Source organism: Mesorhizobium sp. M4B.F.Ca.ET.214.01.1.1 (assembly GCF_004791545.1).
Taxonomy (GTDB): domain Bacteria; phylum Pseudomonadota; class Alphaproteobacteria; order Rhizobiales; family Rhizobiaceae; genus Mesorhizobium; species Mesorhizobium abyssinicae.
This window is the reverse complement of sequence record NZ_SRUX01000003.1, coordinates 314,679-333,847: the sequence shown is the minus strand read 5'-3', so window position 1 is coordinate 333,847 and position 19,169 is coordinate 314,679. Positions and strand designations below refer to the sequence as shown.

Here is a 19,169-nt window from a genome sequence, read left to right as displayed (position 1 = left end):
TTCAAATGGCAGCACCGGGTTATACCGAAGTTGATAAGGCGGAGGACGTAAAGCACCTCCACAGCATGGGCTACGCCCAGGAACTGGAGCGGCGCCTCAGCCGCTTTTCGAATTTCGCGGTTTCGTTCTCCATCATCTGCATCCTGTCCGGCGGCATCAATTCGCTGGCGCAGGCCACCTCCGGCGCCGGCGGCATCGGCATCGGCATCGGCTGGCTGGTCGGCTGCTTCGTCTCGCTGACCTTCGCGGTCGCCATGTCGCAGATCAGTTCGGCCTATCCGACGGCCGGCGGCCTCTATCACTGGGGTTCGATCCTCGGCAATCGCGGCACCGGCTGGGTGACGGCCTGGCTCAACCTGCTCGGCCTGATCACCGTGCTCGGCGCCATCAATGTCGGCACCTGGACCTTCTTCGTCGGCGCCTTCGGACCGGCGCTCGGCATCGAGGGCAATCTGACCAACCAGATGATCTTCCTGATCATCATCACCGGCGCCCAGGCGCTGATCAACCATCTCGGCATCAAGCTGACGGCGAAGCTCACCGACTTCTCGGGCTATCTCATCTTCTTAGGCTCGATCCTGATCGCGATCGTCTGCCTTGCCGCCGCCGAGACCTGGGATTTCAGCCGTCTCTTCACGTTCCACAACTACTCGGGCGAGGCCGGCGCCAATGTTTGGCCGTCGGTGTCGAATGCCTGGGTGTTCGCGCTCGGCCTGCTGCTGCCGATCTACACCATCACCGGCTACGACGCCTCGGCACACACCTCCGAGGAAACCATCAAGGCGGCCAGTTCCGTGCCGCGCGCCATGGTCATGTCGGTCATCTGGTCGGCCGTCTTCGGCTACCTGTTCCTGGCCGCCTTCATCCTGATGATCCCGAACATGGACGATGCCGCCAAGCAGGGCTGGAACGTGTTCTTCTGGGCCTTCGACCAGCGTGTCAGCCCCGGCATCAAGGAGTTCGTCTACCTCGTCGTGTTCGTTGCCCAGCTGCTGTGCGGCCTGGCGACGGTGACTTCGGCCTCGCGCATGATCTTCGCCTTCTCGCGTGACGGCGGCCTGCCGGGTTCGGCAGCGCTCGCCAAGGTCAGCCCGACCTATCGCACGCCGGTGGCGGCGATCTGGACGGCGTCGATCCTGTCGGTGCTGTTCGTCTGGGGTTCGACCCTGGTTTCGGTCGCCGGTACCTCGGCCTACACCATCGTGGTGTCCTGCACGGTCATCTTCCTGTTCCTGTCCTTCACCGTGCCGATCGTGCTCGGCATGCTGGCCTGGGGCACGCCGAAGTGGGACAAGATGGGCCCGTGGAACATGGGGCGTGCGATCTTCATGCTGTTCGGCGTCCTCTCCATTCTGTCGATGATCCTGATCTTCGTCATCGGCATCCAGCCGCCGAACGACTGGGCGCTCTACATCACCGTCGGCTTCTTCATCCTGACGGCGATCGTGTGGTTCGCGTTCGAACGCAACCGCTTCCAGGGCCCGCCGCTCGGCGACATCATCGCGGCGCGCCAGGCGGCGATCCAGGCGGCCGAACAGGCGGTCGGCGAAACCGGCCACTGACTTCCATAACCATGGCCATGGCCGGCCTCGCGCCGGCCATGGCTGCGTTTATCCCTCTCAACGACCAAGCGCTGGAGTGCCAAAAGAATGGCCGGAAATTTCTCGTTCGATCAGTTGAAGAAAGCGGTCTCCAATGGCGAGATCGACACGGTGTTGGCTTGCATCGTCGACATGCAGGGCCGGCTCGTCGGAAAGCGGTTCCTTGCCCAGTATTTCGTCGATTCCGCGCATGGCGAAACGCATGGCTGCAACTATCTGCTTGCCTGCGACATCGATATGGAGCCGGTGCCGGGCTACAAGGCGGCGAGCTGGTCGAAGGGTTATGGCGACTTCGTCATGAAGCCGGACCTTGCGACGCTGCGGCGGCTGCCGTGGCTCGAAAAGACGGCGCTTGTGATTTGCGACGTGCTCGACCACCACGACCATGAAGACCTCGCGCATTCGCCGCGCGCGATCCTGAAGAAGCAGGTCAAGCGCCTGAAGGATCGCGGCTATATCGGCTACTTCGCCTCCGAGCTCGAATTCTACCTCTTCAACGAGACCTACGATTCCGCCCGCAAGAAGCACTGGCACGGCCTCGACTCGGCCTCGCCCTACATCGGCGACTACCAGATCGGCATCACCACCAAGGAAGAAGGCGTCATGCGCCGGCTTCGCAACGAGATGGAAGCTGCCGGCATTCCGATCGAGAACTCCAAGGGCGAATGGGGCCCGGGCCAGGAAGAGATCAACGTGCGCTACGCCGAAGCGCTCGACATGGCCGACCGCCACGTCATCCTGAAGAACGGCGCCAAGGAGATCGCCGATTCCGAAGGCAAGTCGATCTCCTTCATGGCCAAGTACAATTACGGGCTCGCCGGCAACTCCAGCCACATCCACAATTCGCTGTGGAGCGCCGACGGCAAGACGCCGCTGTTCTTCGACAAAAACGCCGAATGGACGCTGTCGACGCTCGGCCAGCAATGGGCGGCCGGTCAGCTCAAATACGCCAAGGAATTCACCTGGTTCCTGGCGCCCTACATCAACTCCTACAAGCGCTTCCAGGCCGGCACCTTCGCGCCGACCAAGATCATGTGGAGCGAGGACAACCGCACCGCCGGTTTCCGCCTGTGCGGCGAGGGCACCAAGGGCATCCGCATGGAATGCCGGATCGGCGGCGCTGACTTGAACCCCTACCTCGCCTTCGCGGCGCTGATCGCGTCCGGCCTTGCCGGCATCGACGAGAAGCTGGAACTGCAGAAGCCGTTCGTCGGCGATGCCTACCAGGCCTCGCGCCTGCCCGAGATCCCGAAGACGCTGCGCGACGCCACCGAGACGCTGTCGAAGTCGAAGATGCTGAAGCAGGCCTTCGGCGAGGATGTTGTCGAGCATTATGTGCATACGGCCCGCTGGGAGCAGTTCGAATACGACCGCCGGATCACCGATTGGGAACTGCACAGGGGGTTCGAGCGGTACTAGGGTGCCGGGTTAGCGCCGGCGCTGCCCTCGCCCCTACGCTCTATCGGTGAAGAACGGGGAGGGGGCGTCAGCGCAGGAGTTTCGCCCTTCTCCCCGTATGGGGGAAGGTGGCGGCAGGCGGATGAGGGGCGGCGCCACGCCACATGATTTTCGATTGTTGTAAAACTGCGAGGAAGACATGACCGAGACGGTCAAACTCAAATCACCCATCGACGGCTCGATTTACGCCGAGCGGCCGGTCGCCACCGATCAGGCGATCAATGCCGCGGTCGAGCGCGCCAAGGCGGCGCAGGAGAAGTGGGCGGAGACGCCGGTCGTCGAGCGTGGCAAGTACATGCTGGCGATGCTCGAAGCGCTGGTCGCCATGACCGACGAGATCGTGCCGGAGATCGCCTGGCAGATGGGCCGCCCGGTGCGCTATGGCGGCGAGTTCGGCGGCGTCAAGGAACGCGTCAACTACATGGTCGAGATCGCCGAACAGGCGTTGAAGCCGGTCCTGGCCTCCAACCCGAAGGACGGCTTCCGCCGCTATGTGAAGAAGGTGCCGCTCGGCGTGGTCATGGTTATCGCGCCGTGGAACTACCCCTATCTCACCGCCGTCAACACCATCGTGCCGGCGCTGATGGCCGGCAGCGCGGTCATCCTCAAGCACGCGGCGCAGACGCTTCTGGTCGGCGAACGCTTCCAGCAGGCTTTCGACAAGGCCGGCCTGCCCAAGGGCCTGTTCCAGAACCTCGTCCTGAACCACGGCCAGACCGAGAGGCTGCTCGGCTCCGGCAAGATCGACCATGTCAACTTTACCGGCTCGGTCGCCGGCGGCCGCGCAATCGAGAAAGCCGCGGCCGGCACCTTCATGAGCCTCGGCCTCGAGCTCGGCGGCAAGGACCCGGCCTATGTGCTGCCCGACGCCAAGATGGACCATGCGGTCGCCAATCTGGTCGACGGCGCCTTCTTCAATTCCGGCCAGTGCTGCTGCGGTATCGAGCGCGTCTATGTTCACGAGAAGGTCTATGACGAGTTTGTCGAGGGCTTCATCGCCGAGACCAGGAACTATGTCGTCGGCAATCCGCTGGAGCAGGCGACGACGCTGGGGCCGATGGCGCAGGCACGCTTCGCCGACCTGATCCGCGAGCAGAAGGCCGAGGCGCTGCGCAAGGGTGCCACCGCGCATGTCAACATGAAGGTCGCCAGTGACAAGCCTGGCTCGCCCTATCTGGCGCCTGAAGTGCTCACCAATGTCGACCACCAGATGAGCGTCATGCGCGAGGAGAGTTTTGGTCCGATCGTCGGCATCATGAAGGTGCGCAACGACGAGGAGGCGATCGCTTTGATGAATGACAGTCCCTACGGGCTGACGGCATCTATCTGGACGCGCGACACCGAGCATGCGGCGGCGATCGGCGACCGCGTCGAGACCGGCACCGTGTTCATGAACCGTTGCGACTATCTCGATCCGGCGCTCGTGTGGACCGGCGTCAAGGACACCGGCAAGGGCGCAGCACTTTCGGCGATCGGCTACGACAATCTGACCCGGCCGAAATCATTCCACCTGCGTGAAGCGATCTGATTTTTTTCGAAAGACAAGCAATGTCCAAGCTCATCTCCAAATGGAACTACCCGACCACCGTCCGCTTCGGCGCCGGCCGCATCAAGGAACTGCCAGACGTGCTGGCAGCCACAGGCATCAAGCGGCCGCTCTTCGTCACCGATCCTGGGCTGGCGAAACTGCCGGTCGTCGCCTCGACGCTGAAGATCCTCGACGACGCCAAAGTTCCGTATGGCGTGTTTTCCGAGGTCAAGCCGAACCCGGTCGATTCCAACCTGACCGCCGGCATCGCGGTGTTCAAGAAGGGCAAGCATGACGGCGTTATCGCCTTCGGCGGCGGCTCGGCGCTCGACCTCGGTAAGCTGATCGCCTTCCAGGCCGGGCAGACGCGGCCGGTGTGGGACTTCGAGGATGTCGGCGACTGGTGGACGAGAGCCGATTCCGACGCGATTGCGCCGATCATCGCGGTGCCGACCACCGCCGGCACCGGTTCGGAAGTCGGCCGCGCCGGCGTCATCACCAATGAGGCGACGCACACCAAGAAGGTCATCTTCCATCCGAAGCTCCTGCCGGCGATCGTGATCGCCGATCCGGAGCTGTCGGTCGGCATGCCGGGCTTCATCACCGCCGGCACCGGCATGGACGCGCTGGCGCACTGCCTCGAAGCCTATTGCGCGCCGGGCTATCATCCGATGGCTGACGGCATCGCGGTGGAAGGCATTCGGCTGGTGTTCGAGAACCTGCCCAGGGCCTTCGCCAACGGCAAGGACCTGGTCGCCCGCGCCCATATGATGAGCGCCGCGGCGATGGGCGCGGCGGCCTTCCAGAAGGGGCTGGGCGCCATCCACTCGCTGTCGCATCCGATCGGCGCGCTCTACGACACCCATCACGGCATGACCAACGCCGTGTTCATGCCCTATGTGCTGGCCTTCAACCGCGACGCCATCGACGAGCGCATCGCCCGGCTCGCCGCCTATTGCGGCATCAAGGGCGGCTTCGATGGTTTCGCCAAGGCGATCATCAAGCTGCGCAAGGAGCTCAAGGTGCCGCATGCGCTGCCTGGCCTGATCAAAGGTCTCGACATGGACAAGAAGCGCAAGGGGCTGATCGCCGACATGGCGGTGGTCGATCCGACCGCCGGCGGCAACCCGGTCAAGCTGACCAAGAAGGCGGCACTCACGCTGCTGGAAAACGCCATCGCCGGCGCCGTCTGAGATCGATTTCAGGCGTCGGAATTGATCCGGAAAACGAGGGGAAAGGAAAGGGGAGAGGGCGAAAGACAAGGCGGGAAATAATTAGCCGGAAAAATAATCGCGAGGCGATTGCTACACCCGGTTAAAAAGAGTTTACTTTTTCGTACTGCGGGGTGCCGGTTTCACAAAGCTTTCATCTGGCTGTCACACGAAAACGATACCGCATCGCAGGCGTCCAACGGCGTCAGTTCAACGGAGAGAACACATGTTCAAATTCACGGGGAAAGTGCTTTCCCTTTCGGCCGCGACCCTGATGGTGTCGTCGGTGATTTCGTCCGCGGCTTCGCTGGATGAACTCGTCAAGGCGGCCAAGGCGGAGGGCGAGCTCACCACGATCGCGCTGCCGCATGACTGGTGCGGTTACGGCGCCGTCATCGATGGCTTCAAGGCGAAGTATCCGGAGATCAAGATCAACGAACTCAACCCGGATGCCGGCTCGGGCGACGAGATCGAGGCGATCAAGGCCAACAAGGACAACAAGGGCCCGCAGGCGCCTGACGTCATCGACGTCGGCCTGTCCTTCGGCCCGTCGGCAAAGGCCGACGGCCTGATCCAACCCTACAAGGTGTCGACCTGGGACTCGATCCCGGACAGCGCCAAGGATGCGGATGGCTTCTGGACCGGCGACTATTACGGCGTGCTGTCCTTCCTGGTGAACAAGGATCTGGTCAAGGAAGCGCCGGCTGACTGGGCCGACCTCTTGAAGGCAGACTATGCCAACACGGTTGCGCTCGCCGGTGACCCGCGCGCCTCGAACCAGGCCATCCAGGCCGTCTACGCCGCCGGCCTTTCCGGTGGCGCGGCCGCTGGCGAAGCCGCCGGCACCGCCGGTCTCGACTTCTTCAAGAAGCTCAACGCCGCCGGCAATTTCGTGCCGGTCATCGGCAAGCCGGCGACGCTCGCCCAGGGCCAGACGCCGATCCTGGTCACCTGGGATTACAACGCGCTTGCCGGCCGCGACACGCTGAAGGGCAACCCGCCCGTCGATGTCGTCGTGCCGAAGACCGGCGTCGTCGCCGGCGTCTACGTGCAGGCGATCAGCGCCTACGCGCCGCACCCGAATGCTGCCAAGCTGTGGCTCGAGTATCTCTACTCCGACGAAGGCCAGATCGGCTGGCTGAAGGGCTATTGCCACCCGATCCGCTTCAACGACCTCGCCAAGAACGGCAAGCTCCCGGCCGACGTGATGGCCAAGCTGCCGCCGGCCGAGGCCTATGCATCAGCTGTCTTCCCGACCCTCGATGAACAGGGCAAGGCCAAGGAAGCCATCACCAAGAACTGGGATGCCGTTGTCGGCGCCAACGTGAAGTAACACAATGTAAGGGCCGGGCGGCTTTGGCCGCCCGGCTCCTCTCCAAGACGGTAGCCGGCGCATGACCGATCTCTCCCTCTCCAATCAAGCCATTGCGGGGAAGACCGCGCCGCCCGCCGAGGCGCGAAGGCTGCGGCTGCCGACGCAGTGGCTCGGCGTCACGCCGTTCTTCGTCTTCGCGATCATGTTCCTGATCCTGCCCACGCTCTACCTGATGCTGGGCGCCTTCCAGAACGACGCAGGCGAGTTCACGTTCGAAAACATCGCGGCCCTGGCGCAGCCGTCGATCGTTGCCGCCTACTGGATTTCCATCAAGGTCAGCCTTGCCTCGGCTCTGATCGGCGCCTTCGCCGGGCTCGCCATCGCCATTGCCATCGTGCGTGGCGGCCTGCCGGACTGGATACGCTCGGCGACGCTGACATTTTCCGGTGTCGCTTCCAATTTCGCCGGCGTGCCGCTGGCCTTCGCCTTCCTTGCCACGCTGGGCCGGCTCGGGCTCGCCACCGTCATCCTGAACACCGTGTTTGGGCTGAACATTTACGCGCACGGCTTCAACATCCTGTCCTTCTGGGGCCTGACGCTGACTTATGTCTACTTCCAGATCCCGCTGATGGTGGTCATCATCACGCCGGCTATCGACGGGCTGAAGAAGGAATGGGGTGAAGCCGCCGCGACGCTCGGCGCGACCACGGCGCAGTATTGGCGCATGGTGGTCATTCCGGTGATCTGGCCGAGCTTCCTCGGCACCGTGATCCTGCTCTTCGCCAACGCCTTCGGGGCGATCGCCACCGCCTATGCGCTGACTGGTTCCTCGCTCAACATCGTGCCGATCCTGCTCTACGCGCAGATCCGTGGCGACGTATTGCACAACGCGCATCTCGGCTATGCGATCGCCTTCGGCATGATCGTCATCACCGGTCTCGCCAATGTCTTCTACATCTGGTTCCGGACCCGCTCGGAGAGGTGGCTCAAATGAAGTCCGGTAGATTCTGGGCCTGGGTCGTCTTCGCGCTGGGCGCGGCCTATTTCTTCATTCCGCTGATCGCGACCGTCGAATTCTCGATGCGCATGCGGCGCGGCGCCTATTCGTTCGACGCCTATCAGATCGTGCTGGGGGACGAGCGCTTCCAGGCCACATTCATGTATTCGGTAGTCGCGGCGATCTTCACCATCATCCTCGGCGTGCTGATCGTGGTGCCCGCGGCCTACTGGATCCGGCTGCGTCTGCCGCAGATCAGGCCGGTGGTCGAGTTCATCACGCTGTTGCCACTGGTCATTCCGGCCATCGTCATCGTCTTCGGCTACATCCGGATGTACGGCTCCAACTCGCCGCTGCCGTTCCTCGCCAGCGACACGGGCACCAACGCCCTGCTGGTCATCGGCTATGCGACGCTGGCGCTGCCCTACATGTACCGGGCGGTCGATACCGGGCTGCGCACCATCGATGTCAGGACGCTGACGGAAGCGGCGCAGATCCTCGGCGCCGGCTGGGGGACGATCATCACCCGTGTCATCCTGCCCAATGTGCTGATCGCGGTGTTGTCGGGCGCCTTCCTGACCTTCGCCATCGTCATCGGCGAATTCACCATGGCGAGCCTGCTCAATCGGCCGGCCTTCGGACCGTATCTGCAGAATATCGGCGCCAACCGCGCCTATGAGCCGGCGGCGCTTGCCATCATCGCCTTCGCCATCACCTGGGGCTGCATGTCGCTGATCCAGATCCTTTCCCGCTTCGCGCCGAAATCGGCGAACCGCCCGAACTGAAAGTCAAAGCCATGGCCGAGCCGTTCCTCTCCATCCAGCATGTGCGAAAGTCCTTCGGTGCCACGACTGTGGTCGAGGATTTCAACCTCGACGTTGCGCCGGGCGAGTTCGTGTCCTTCCTTGGCCCATCGGGCTGCGGCAAGACGACGGTGCTGCGCATGGTCGCCGGTTTCGAGGAGCCGAGCGCCGGCAAGATCGTGGTGGCTGGCAAGGACATCACGCGGCTGAAGCCCAACCAGCGCAATGTCGGCATGGTGTTCCAGGCCTACGCGCTGTTTCCCAATCTGACGGTGGCGCAGAACATCGGCTTCGGGCTGAAGGTGGCGGGCATGGCCAAGGCCGCCATCGATTCGCGCGTCGCCGAGATGCTCGACATCATCAAGCTGCCGCAGATGGCCGACCGCTATCCCTACCAGCTTTCCGGCGGCCAGCAGCAGCGCATCGCGCTGGCGCGCGCGATCGCGCCGAAGCCGAAGCTCTTGCTGCTCGACGAGCCGCTGTCGGCGCTCGACGCCAAGGTGCGCGTGTCGCTGCGCGAGGAGATCCGTTCGATCCAGAAGAAGCTCGGCATAACCACCATTTTCGTCACCCACGACCAGGAAGAAGCGCTGTCGATCTCCGACCGCATCGCCGTCATGTATGGCGGCAAGGCCGAGCAGGTCGGCACGCCGTTCGAGATCTACAACCGGCCGGCGACGAAGTTCGTCGCCAATTTCGTCGGCACACTCAACGTGCTGGAAGGCACGGTCACCGACGCCGCCGCCGGCAAGGTGCGTGTCAATGCGCAGGAGGTCGCGCTCCAGGGCAAGCTCAATGGCTCGAAGTCCGGCGACACGCTGTCGCTGGCGCTCAGGCCCGAGGCGATTTCGCTGGGGTGGCAACCCGGCCATGACACCAGCCTTTCCGGCGAGATCGCCGAAGTGCACTTCCTCGGCTCGGTCATCCGGGTGCGCGTCGGCATTGGCGGCAACACGGTGTCGCTCGACACGTTCAACAACTCGACGGCGCCACCGCCCGTGGTCGGCGAGAAGGCGGACATCTCGTTCTCGTCCGGCGACATGCTGGTTTTGCATTAGGAACAACGTCGTGGTTTCGCACGTCGTCGACCGTTGCAAACCATCAGGAGCCGATGTGTCCGCAATGACCAACCGTCGGCGCCGCCCCTCATCCGCCTGCCGGCACCTTCTCCCCGTATAGTGACGGGGAGAAGGGGCTGGCCGCGACGCCGGCGCCTCATTCCTCAACGGCGATAGTTAGCGAAATCATCGGTGCCGGCGTCTTTCTCCCCGTCACCATACGGGGAGAAATGCCCGGCAGGGCAATGAGGGGCAGCGCCGACCTGAGCGGCTAGCGTTGAAAATCCCGTCGAAGCCTTGGCCTGCCTCTTTCCAGGCAGGCCAAGGCTCCGACAATCAACAGCATCTTGCCGCTTTGCCACTGCCAAGCTCCTTGCTTCGTCGCTACGATAAGACATGGCCCTGTTCGAACTGACCCTTGTCCTGCTTTTGATCGCCGTCGCGCTGGCGGCGCTGTCGCGGCGGCTGGAGGTACCTTATCCTTCGCTGCTAGCCTTGGCCGGGGTGGGGATCGCCTTCGTGCCCGGCGCACCGACCATCGAGATCGATCCGGAACTGGCGCTTGCGCTGTTCATCGCGCCGGTGCTCCTCGACGCTGCCTATGACACCTCGCTGCGCGACCTGAAGCGCTACCGGCTGTCGCTGGCGCTGCTGGCGCTTGGCGCCGTCGTCTTCACCACCGTGGTCGTTGCCTTCGTCGGCTGGAAGATGGCCGGCCTGCCGATCGCGGCGGCGATCGCGCTCGGCGCCATCGTCGCGCCGCCGGATGCGGTGGCGGCGAGCGCTGTGCTCGGTCAGTTCAAGGTGCCGCACCGCATCACCGCCATCCTGCAGGGCGAGAGCCTGCTCAACGATGCGACCGCGCTGCTGATCTACAGGATCGCGGTTTCGGCCGCCATCGGCTCGGTCATGCTGAAGGACGCGGTGCCGGTGATCCTATTGTCGACGGTTGGCAGCGTCGTCGCCGGCTATCTGTTCGGCCGCTTCTCGCTGCTGACACTGACGCGCATCGAGGATGCGGCAAGCAGCACCGTAGTGCAGTTCGCCGGTACATTCGGTGTCTGGATAGTTGCCGACAGGCTCGGGCTGTCGGCTATCATCACCATCGTCGTCTATGCCATGACGATTGCGCGCACCGCGCCGCGCCTGATGTCGGCGCGCAGGCGCGTCAGCACCTATTCGGTCTGGGAATCGGCGGTGTTCGTGCTGAACGTGCTGGCTTTCGTGCTGATGGGCCTGCAGGCACGGTCGATCGTCGGCCGGCTCTCCGGCGACGGGCAAGGCGATGCCTTTCTCTTCGCCGCGACGGTGCTGGCCGTCGTCATCGCGGCGCGCCTCGTCTGGGTCGCGAGCTACGTTGCGGTCATGCGATGGGTTGCCCGCGTCGACGGTGAAGACAAAAAGCGCGATGCGCCGACATTTCGCGGCGCCGTGCTCGTCGGTTGGTGCGGCATGCGGGGACTGGTGACGCTGGTGGTGGCGATTGCGCTGCCGGCTGGCTTCCCGGGGCGTGACCCGATCGTGCTTGCCGCCTTCGCGGTCGTTCTCGGCACGCTGGTGCTGCAAGGCATGAGCCTGAAGCCTCTGCTCAGGATACTCGACTTCGAACCGGATACGACGATAGACCGCGAGGTGGCCGAGGCGCGCGTCGCCGTCATGCAGGCCGCGCTCGACGTCCTGAACCACAAGACTTCGGCCGCGGCGGCAGTGGTGCGCGAGCAGTATGAGGCGCAGCGCCGGGTCGCCGAGAACCCCGAGGACGCCCAGGCGGCGACCGAATACGACCGGCTGCGCCTCTATGCCATCAAGCGCCAGCGCGACGCGCTGGAGGAATTGCGCCGCAGCGGCACGATCGGCGACGAGGCCTATCACCGGCTGGAGGAGGAAATCGACTGGTCGGAACTGGCGGCGTCGCCGGCGGGGCGGTTCCAGCCGCTGACGACCTAGGCGGTTTACTCCTCCTGGCCTAGCCCCGTCGCCATTGCGGTCCATTGCAACACCATCACGGAACCGCTAGTGCCATCGCCGAAAGTTGAGCCGGGTAATCAATGAAGCTCGTCAGCTACAACATCCAGTACGGGTTCGGCAGCGACGGCCGCTACGATCTGGCGCGCGCCGCGCGCGTCGTCGACGGCGCCGACATCATCGCCTTGCAGGAGGTCGAGCGGCACTGGCAGCGAACCAACGAGGACGACCAGCCGGAAATTCTGTCGCGACTGCTGCCCGATTACCACTGGGTCTACGGCCCAGCTTTCGACATGGATGCCAGCGAGCGGCGCGACGGCCGCTTCGTCAACCGCCGCCGGCAGTTCGGGACCATGGTGCTGTCGAAGCTGCCGATCGTCTGGTCCAGGTTGCATACGCTGCCGCTGCGCCGCACCGTGCGCCCGCTCAACACGCGCAACGCCGCGCTCGAATGCATGATCCGCGCGCCGGCTGGTTCGCTCAGGGTGCTGTCGTTGCATCTCGCGCACATCGCCGCCGAGGAGCGGCTGGAGCAGATCGATTATCTGCTGGCCGAGCATCGCCGGGCGCCGTCGGACGGCGGCCCGTGGAGCGGCGCCGACGACGAACCGCAGCGCAACTGGAGCAATGGCGGGCCGGAGCCGGAGAACCCGCTGGCGGCAATCTGGCTGGGCGACTTCAACATGGAGCCTGATAGCGCCGAGTACCGGCGCATCGTCGGCGGCACACCGTACCACCGGGGGGCGGCCTATCGCGACGGTTTCGTCGATGCCGCCGCCGTCGCCAGCGAGCCGGTGGCCGATTTCCACACCCATGAAAAGATCATCGACGGCAGGCTGGCAAAGCGCCGGCTCGACCATTGCTTCGTCGGCGGCATGCTTGCCACGCGCGTGCGCTCGGTCGGCGCCGACATCGGCGAGATCGCGTCCGACCATTTTCCGCTGAGGATCGATATCGACCTCGAGACGCCAGGCCTCGCCACGACTTCCGGAGGCGGATGACCAAGGCATGACGCTTTTCGTCTTCTTCGCGGTGCTTGCCGCCGCCGCCATGCACGCGATCTGGAACGCGCTGGTCAAGGTGCATCTCGACCGCTTCCTGTCGATCACGCTGATGACGCTCGGCATGGGTTTCGCCGCGCTGCTCGTGCTGCCCTTCGTCAAGGTGCCGAAAGCCGAGGTATGGCCATTCATCCTCGCCTCGGTCTTCTTCCACATGGGCTACCGGACCTTCCTGATAGGCGCCTACAAGGCCGGCGATTTCGCCCAGACCTATCCGCTGGCGCGCGGCACGGCGCCGCTGCTCGCGGCACTCGGCGGCATGGTGGTCGTGCGGGAGGTCCCCGCGCCGCTGGCCATTCTCGGTATCCTGCTGTTGTCGGCCGGCACGCTGGTGATGTCGTTTCGCGGCGGCGTGCATCTGGAGCGCTTCAACCTGCGCGCTGTCTGCTTCGCGCTGGGCACCTCGATCTTCATCGCCAGCTACACGCTGTCCGACGGCAGCGGCGCGCGGCTGGCGGCGACCGCGACAAGCTATGCCGCCTGGCTGTTCGTCTGCGATGCTCTCTGGGCGTTGGTGCTGTGTCTCATCTTCCGGGGACCACAATCGCTGCCAGTGTTGGCGCGCGACTGGAAGGCGGGGCTGTTCACCGGTGTGCTCAGCGGCGCCGCCTACTGGATCGTCATGTGGGCGATGACCAAGGCGCCGATCGCCTCGGTGGCATCGCTGCGCGAGACCTCGATCCTGTTCGCCATGATGATCTCGGTCTTCGCACTGGGCGAGAAGATGACGCGCTGGCGCGGCGCCGCCGCGCTCAGCATCGTCGCCGGCGTCGTCGCATTGCGTCTGGGGTAATTTCTCGGCCGGTCAGTCGAGAATCTCCAGATCGACAACCATCAGCCCGTCGGTGCCGCCTTCGAGGGCGGCGACCAGCCTGGCGCCGGCACGCTGATGCGCCTCGTGCACCAGATAGGCGTCGCGGGCGGCGGCATCGCGGAAGTCGATGGTGAAGCCGTGGCTGAAGCCGCGCGCAAAGGGTTCCGGACTGACATTGGCGCTGAAATGGACCTTGTCCATGCCTTCGATCGCCCAGCGCAAAGCTTCCAGATCGGCGTGGATCGCCGCGCGTTCAGCCGGGCTGACGTCGCTGCGGAATTTGACGAAGACGCAGTGCCTGATCATGGCTCTCTCCTCAAGCGGCGCGGTTGCCGGAGAAAACGGCCGGCGGCAAAGGCTCGCGGCCGAGGATCAGGTCGGCGCCCTTTTCGCCGACCATGATGGTCGGCGCGTTGGTGTTGGAGGAGGGGACGCGCGGCATCACCGATGCATCGCAGACCCGCAGTCCCTCGATGCCGCGCAGCTTGAGTTCAGGCGTCACCACGGCCATGTCGTCATGGCCCATGCGGCAGGTGCCGACCGGATGATGGTCGGTCTTGGAACTGCGGCAGGCATAGTCGAACAGTTCGTCATCGCTCTGCAGGGCAGGGCCCGGCAGGACCTCGCGCAGCACGTAAGGGGCAAGCGCCTTCTGCCGCATGATGTCGCGCGCCAGTCTGAGGCCCTTGATCGACATGTCGCGGTCATAGGGATCGGACCAGTAGTTCGGGTCGATCAGCGGATGGTCGGCCGGGTCGGCGCTCTTCAGCCGCACCGTGCCGCGCGAGCGTGGGCGCAGGAAGGCGGAGTTCAGGGTGACGCCGGGGTTCTTAAGCTTCTCGACGCCGGCTTCGATGCCGGAGCCGAGGCCGAGGTGGAATTGGATGTCGGGCGAAGCGGCGGTCGGGTCGGCGTACCAGAAGCCGCCGGTCTCGAACAGGCTGGAGGCCACCGGCCCTTTCTTCAAAAGCAGATACTGCAGGCCGGCCCACATCGTGCGGTGCAGCTTGGCGTAGTTGTCGTAGGTGTGATCGCCGGTGCATTCGGCGATGACGAACAGGTCGAGATGGTCCTGCATGTTGGAGCCGACGCCCGGCAGGTCGTGGACTGGCGTCACGCCGACCGATCTCAGATGGTCGGCCGGGCCGATGCCGGACTGCATCAAAAGCTTGGGCGAACCGATGGCGCCAGAGGAGACGATCACCTCGCGCCCGGCGCGCAGGATCGTCTTTTCGCCGCCCGGCCTGTCGACGACCTCGACACCAACGGCGCGGCCCTTCTCGACGACGATGCGGGTGACCAGCACGTCTGTCCTGACGCTCAGGTTCCTGCGGGCGCGGATCGGCTTCAGATAGGCGACCGATGCGGACGAGCGCCGCGCGTCCTTCTGGGTCAGCTGGTAGTAGCCGACGCCCTCCTGGCTGGCGCCGTTGAAGTCCGGGTTGAAGGGGATGCCCATCTCCTGGCCGGCGCGGAAATAGGCTTCGCAGATCGGCAGCGGCGAGATCGGGTTGGAGACGCCGAGCGGCCCCTGGTCGCCATGGAAGTCGTTGGCGTAGCGCTGGTTGTTCTCGGCGCGCTTGAAATAGGGCAGCACGTCGCGATAGGCCCATCCGGCGAGGCCCTCTTCCTTCTCCCACGCGTCGTAGTCGCGGGCATTGCCGCGCGTGTAAATCTGGGCGTTGATCGACGAGCCGCCGCCGACCACCTTGGCCTGCGTGTACCAGAAGACGCGGTCCTTCATGTGCTTCTGCGGCACAGTCGACCAGCCCCAGGAGGCGATGCCCTTGGTCATCTTGGCGAAGCCCGCCGGCATGTGGATCAGCGGATGCCAGTCCTTGCCGCCGGCTTCCAGCAGCAGCACCGAATTCGAAGGATCCTCGCTCAGCCGGTTGGCCAGAACGCAGCCGGCGGGACCGGCGCCAACGATGATGTAATCGGTCATTGTCTCATCCGTTCAGAGCCGCGGTATGGAGAGCGCACCGTCGACATTGATGATCGAGCCGGTCGAAAAGCCGAACTTGCCGCTGGCAAGCGCGGCCACCACGGCGCCGATATCCGATGCCTCGCCCCAGCGTTTGGCTGGCACCAGACCGCCGTCGATCAGCGCGTCATATTTGGCGGCAACGCCTGATGTCATGTCGGTGCGGATGATGCCAGGCCGCACCTCGAACACGCCGATCCCTTCGGCAGCGAGTCGCAGCGCCAGGGTTTTCACCCACATCGACAGGCCGGCTTTCGAGACGCAGTAGTCGGCGCGTTCCGGCGAGGCCGCTTCGGCGCTGATCGAGGTGATGGTGATAATCGATTTCGCCTGATCGCTTGGTTTCGCCAGCATGGCCTTGGCGACGGCCTGGCTGAGGAACACGGTGCCGCGCAGATTGATGCCGAGGGCGCGGTCGAAATTCTCCGGCTTCAGCTCCAGCAGATCGCCGCGCACGACAGCGCCGACGCCGGCATTGTTGACCAGGCAATCGATGCGGCTGAAGGCGCCCATCGCAGTATCAACCAGCGCCGCGTGGGCGACGAGATCGGCGATGTCGCAGCTTGCATAGGCGAACTTCGCGCCGCGCGCGGTGATATTCCTGGCAAGTCCGTCCGCAGGCTTGTCGGCCAAGTCGGCGACCAGGATGTCGAAGCCGGCATCGGCCAATGCCTCGGCGCAGGCCAGTCCGATGCCCCGCGCGCCGCCCGTGATGATGGCCGCCGGGCGGGTCATGCGGCATGCTCCGTCTTGCGGATGTGCTCGGCCACGCGCAGCGCCTGCGCCGCGATCGACAGCGCCGGGTTGACCGCGGCCGAGGTCGGCAGGAAGCCGCCGTCGACGACAAACAGGTTCTGGTGGTCGTAGGCGCGGCAGAACGGGTCGAGCGGCGAGCTGCCCGGATCGTCGCCCATCCTCACCGTGCCGCACTGGTGCGAGGGCGTGCGCTTGTCGAAGGGACGCGACAGCACGATCGGATAGCCGCAGGCGCGGAAATTCTCGCGCATCACCTTGGTCAGGCCTTCCAGCGATTGCATGTTGGAGCGCCGCCACTGCATGACGATGTCCTTGCCGTCGACCATGATGCGGCTCTCCGGATCGGGCAGGTCCTCGCACATCAGGTACCAGTCGACGGCGTGGCCGGCCATGAAGTCGAGCGCGAATTTTGGCACCGTCTTCACATTGGCCCTCAGCATGTTGCCGTCGATCTTGCCGAGCAGCTGCACATTGCCGAGCGGCTTGCCGCCGTTGCCGTCCGACAGATAGTAATCGTTGAGCATCAAGGTCTTCTGGTAGACGGCGTCGTTGCGGCGGCGCGGGTCGATCGCCAGCATGGCGCTCGAATTGTGGTTCATGAAGTTGCGGCCGACCTGGTCTGAGCTGTTGGCGAGACCCTTTCCATCGGAGGAAGGCGAGCGCAGCAGGATCACGGCGGAGTTGACGGCGCCGGCCGAGAGGATGACCAGCTTCGGCGAGAGCGTTTTTTGCGCGCCCTTCTGCGTGTAGTGGATGGCGGCAATCGACCTGCCATCCGGCGATGCCTCCAGATAGTCGACATGGGCACCGGTCTCGAGCCGGATGTTCGGGTCGGCAAGGGCCGCCGCCAGCGGTCCGGTCTGCGCATCGACTTTGCCCTGGCCGGTGTTGGGAAAGGCATCCCAGCCTGTGCTGCCGTCCTTCAGCCAGGCGTCGATGTCGACGCCGAGCGGCAGCGATGCAGGATGCAGGCCGAGCCCCTTCAATTCGGCACGGGCGCGCGCGATCGGCGCCTCGTCGGGCACGGGTTTGAAAGCGTAAGGAATCGAATGGAAGGGCTCGGTCGGGTCTTCGCCCAGTGTGCCGCGCACGCGAAAAAGCTGTTCGGCCTTCGAATACCACGGCTCGAACTCCTCATAGGAGAACGGCCAGGCCGGCGAGACGCCGCCGAAATGCTCCATGGCGGAAAAGTCTTCCTTGCGGTAGCGGATCAGCACCGCGCCATAGAATTTCGAATTGCCGCCGACATAGTAGTAGTTGCCGGGATTGAAGGCTGCGCCGCCGGCCTCGCGCCACATCTCCTTCGGCCGGTAGTGGCCGTTGACGAAGATGGCGCGGGTGTCACGCGTCTCCGGCGTCGCCGGCAGCGGCTCGCCGCGTTCCAGGATCAGGATCGAGGCGCCACTGCCGGCTAAGCCGGAGGCGATCGTGGCGCCGCCGATGCCGGAGCCGATGATGACGATATCGGGGCTTGCCATGGCGGTCAGAGAATGCGCTTCTCGGTCGCCGGATCGAAGAACACAGCCTTGGTCAGGTTGAAGGCGAGCGGCGTCACCGTACCTGGCTGGATCTTGGCATCGGCGCGCAGCCGCGCCACCACCGCCTTGCCGCCAAGATTGGTGACGGCGAAGGTGTCGGAACCGGCCGGCTCGATCACCTCGATGTGGCAGTCGGCAGTGGCGATGCTGGAGGCGTTGCGTTCGGCGCCTTCCGGATCCGTCAGCGCCTCCGGACGGACGCCGAAGATGACCGGCTTGCCCTGGAAGGCCGACAAGCCGGGCGTAGCCCCGGCGAGCGGCAGCGAGATCGGCTCGCGCCCGTCGCGCTGCAGCACCACAGACAGCCCACTGCCATTGCCGCCGATCGTCGCCGGCACCAGGTTCATGGCCGGCGAGCCCATGAAATCGGCGACGAAGATGTTGGTCGGGTTGTTGTAGATCTCGGCCGGCGTGCCGAACTGCTGCACCTCGCCATCGCGCATCACGGCGATTTTGGTGGCCAGCGTCATCGCCTCGATCTGGTCATGGGTGACGTAGACGATCGTCGTGCCGGTGTTGGCGTGCAGGCGCTTGATCTCGATGCGCATGTCGACGCGCAGCTTGGCGTCGAGGTTGGAGAGCGGCTCGTCGAACAAGAACAGTTTCGGGTCGCGCACCAGCGCCCGGCCCATGGCGACACGCTGGCGCTGGCCGCCGGAAAGCTGGCTCGGCTTGCGCTGCAGCAGGTGGCCGATCTGCAGCACCTTGGCCACCTTGTCGATCGCCTTCTGGCGCTCTTCGGCCGGCACGCCGCGCATCTCCATGCCGAATGAGATGTTCCCGGCGACCGTCATGTTCGGATAGAGCGCGTAGCTCTGGAACACCATGGCGATGTCGCGCTTGGACGGGTGGAGATCGTTGATCGCGCGCCCATCGACGCGGATCTCGCCCTCGGTGATGTTTTCCAGCCCGGCGATGGTGTTGAGCAGCGTGGACTTGCCGCAGCCGGACGGACCGACCAGCACAAGGAAGCCGCCCTTCTCCAGCTCGACATTGATGCCCTTCAGGATCTCGACATTCCCGAAGCGCTTCTTCAGCCCATCAATTTCCAGAAAAGCCATGGTCGTTCCTTAAGCAAAA

The 19,169-nt window shown here is 64.6% G+C and carries 16 protein-coding genes; 11 read left to right on the top strand and 5 right to left on the bottom strand.

The window, feature by feature from the left end; all coding sequences use genetic code 11:
* The first annotated feature begins 5 nt into the window (after positions 1–5).
* The 11 genes from EN857_RS07975 (at position 6) to EN857_RS07920 (ending at position 13,790) form a co-directional block, all read left to right on the top strand.
* A complete protein-coding gene (locus EN857_RS07975) occupies positions 6–1,562 on the top strand; it encodes an amino acid permease (protein ID WP_127284147.1) in 1,557 nt (518 codons plus the stop codon).
* Between the two features lie 87 nt (positions 1,563–1,649).
* Positions 1,650–3,020, top strand: coding sequence for a glutamine synthetase family protein (locus EN857_RS07970; RefSeq protein WP_127393994.1), 1,371 nt, complete (start codon positions 1,650–1,652; stop codon positions 3,018–3,020).
* A gap of 178 nt (positions 3,021–3,198) precedes the next feature.
* Positions 3,199–4,587, top strand: coding sequence for an aldehyde dehydrogenase family protein (locus EN857_RS07965; RefSeq protein WP_127393993.1), 1,389 nt, complete (start codon positions 3,199–3,201; stop codon positions 4,585–4,587).
* Between the two features lie 20 nt (positions 4,588–4,607).
* Positions 4,608–5,780 carry an iron-containing alcohol dehydrogenase gene (locus EN857_RS07960; protein WP_128346300.1) on the top strand — a complete coding sequence of 391 codons (1,173 nt, stop codon included), beginning with the start codon at positions 4,608–4,610 and terminating at the stop codon, positions 5,778–5,780.
* Between the two features lie 244 nt (positions 5,781–6,024).
* A complete protein-coding gene (locus EN857_RS07955) occupies positions 6,025–7,131 on the top strand; it encodes an ABC transporter substrate-binding protein (RefSeq protein ID WP_127308957.1) in 1,107 nt (368 codons plus the stop codon).
* Between the two features lie 61 nt (positions 7,132–7,192).
* On the top strand, positions 7,193–8,107 hold the full coding sequence (locus tag EN857_RS07950) for an ABC transporter permease subunit (RefSeq protein WP_127308958.1): 915 nt from the start codon (positions 7,193–7,195) through the stop codon (positions 8,105–8,107).
* A complete protein-coding gene (locus tag EN857_RS07945) occupies positions 8,104–8,895 on the top strand; it encodes an ABC transporter permease (protein ID WP_126058391.1) in 792 nt (263 codons plus the stop codon). The genes EN857_RS07950 and EN857_RS07945 overlap by 4 nt, the downstream gene beginning before the upstream one ends.
* Before the next feature lie 11 nt (positions 8,896–8,906).
* Positions 8,907–9,971 carry an ABC transporter ATP-binding protein gene (locus EN857_RS07940; RefSeq protein ID WP_127393037.1) on the top strand — a complete coding sequence of 355 codons (1,065 nt, stop codon included), beginning with the start codon at positions 8,907–8,909 and terminating at the stop codon, positions 9,969–9,971.
* A 396-nt stretch (positions 9,972–10,367) separates the two neighbouring features.
* Positions 10,368–11,918, top strand: coding sequence for a sodium:proton antiporter (locus EN857_RS07930; RefSeq protein ID WP_128346301.1), 1,551 nt, complete (start codon positions 10,368–10,370; stop codon positions 11,916–11,918).
* 101 nt (positions 11,919–12,019) lie between these two features.
* Positions 12,020–12,937: an endonuclease/exonuclease/phosphatase family protein gene (locus EN857_RS07925; RefSeq protein WP_127393036.1), complete on the top strand. Its 918-nt coding sequence runs from the start codon at positions 12,020–12,022 to the stop codon at positions 12,935–12,937.
* A gap of 7 nt (positions 12,938–12,944) precedes the next feature.
* A complete protein-coding gene (locus EN857_RS07920) occupies positions 12,945–13,790 on the top strand; it encodes an EamA family transporter (protein ID WP_128346302.1) in 846 nt (281 codons plus the stop codon).
* A 12-nt stretch (positions 13,791–13,802) separates the two neighbouring features.
* On the opposite strand, the gene EN857_RS07915 is transcribed toward EN857_RS07920, so the two are convergent.
* The 5 genes from EN857_RS07915 to EN857_RS07895 are packed head-to-tail and all read right to left on the bottom strand — an operon-like array spanning position 13,803 to position 19,150.
* Positions 13,803–14,117 carry a Dabb family protein gene (locus tag EN857_RS07915; protein WP_127394099.1) on the bottom strand — a complete coding sequence of 105 codons (315 nt, stop codon included), beginning with the start codon at positions 14,115–14,117 and terminating at the stop codon, positions 13,803–13,805.
* 10 nt (positions 14,118–14,127) lie between these two features.
* Entirely contained in the window at positions 14,128–15,756 is a 1,629-nt protein-coding gene (locus tag EN857_RS07910; RefSeq protein WP_127394098.1) for a choline dehydrogenase, read from the bottom strand.
* 12 nt (positions 15,757–15,768) lie between these two features.
* Entirely contained in the window at positions 15,769–16,530 is a 762-nt protein-coding gene (locus tag EN857_RS07905; RefSeq protein ID WP_128346303.1) for a 3-ketoacyl-ACP reductase, read from the bottom strand.
* Positions 16,527–18,029: a GMC family oxidoreductase gene (locus EN857_RS07900; RefSeq protein WP_128346304.1), complete on the bottom strand. Its 1,503-nt coding sequence runs from the start codon at positions 18,027–18,029 to the stop codon at positions 16,527–16,529. The genes EN857_RS07905 and EN857_RS07900 overlap by 4 nt, the downstream gene beginning before the upstream one ends.
* Before the next feature lie 5 nt (positions 18,030–18,034).
* Positions 18,035–19,150 carry an ABC transporter ATP-binding protein gene (locus tag EN857_RS07895; RefSeq protein WP_127310893.1) on the bottom strand — a complete coding sequence of 372 codons (1,116 nt, stop codon included), beginning with the start codon at positions 19,148–19,150 and terminating at the stop codon, positions 18,035–18,037.
* Positions 19,151–19,169 lie beyond the last annotated feature (19 nt).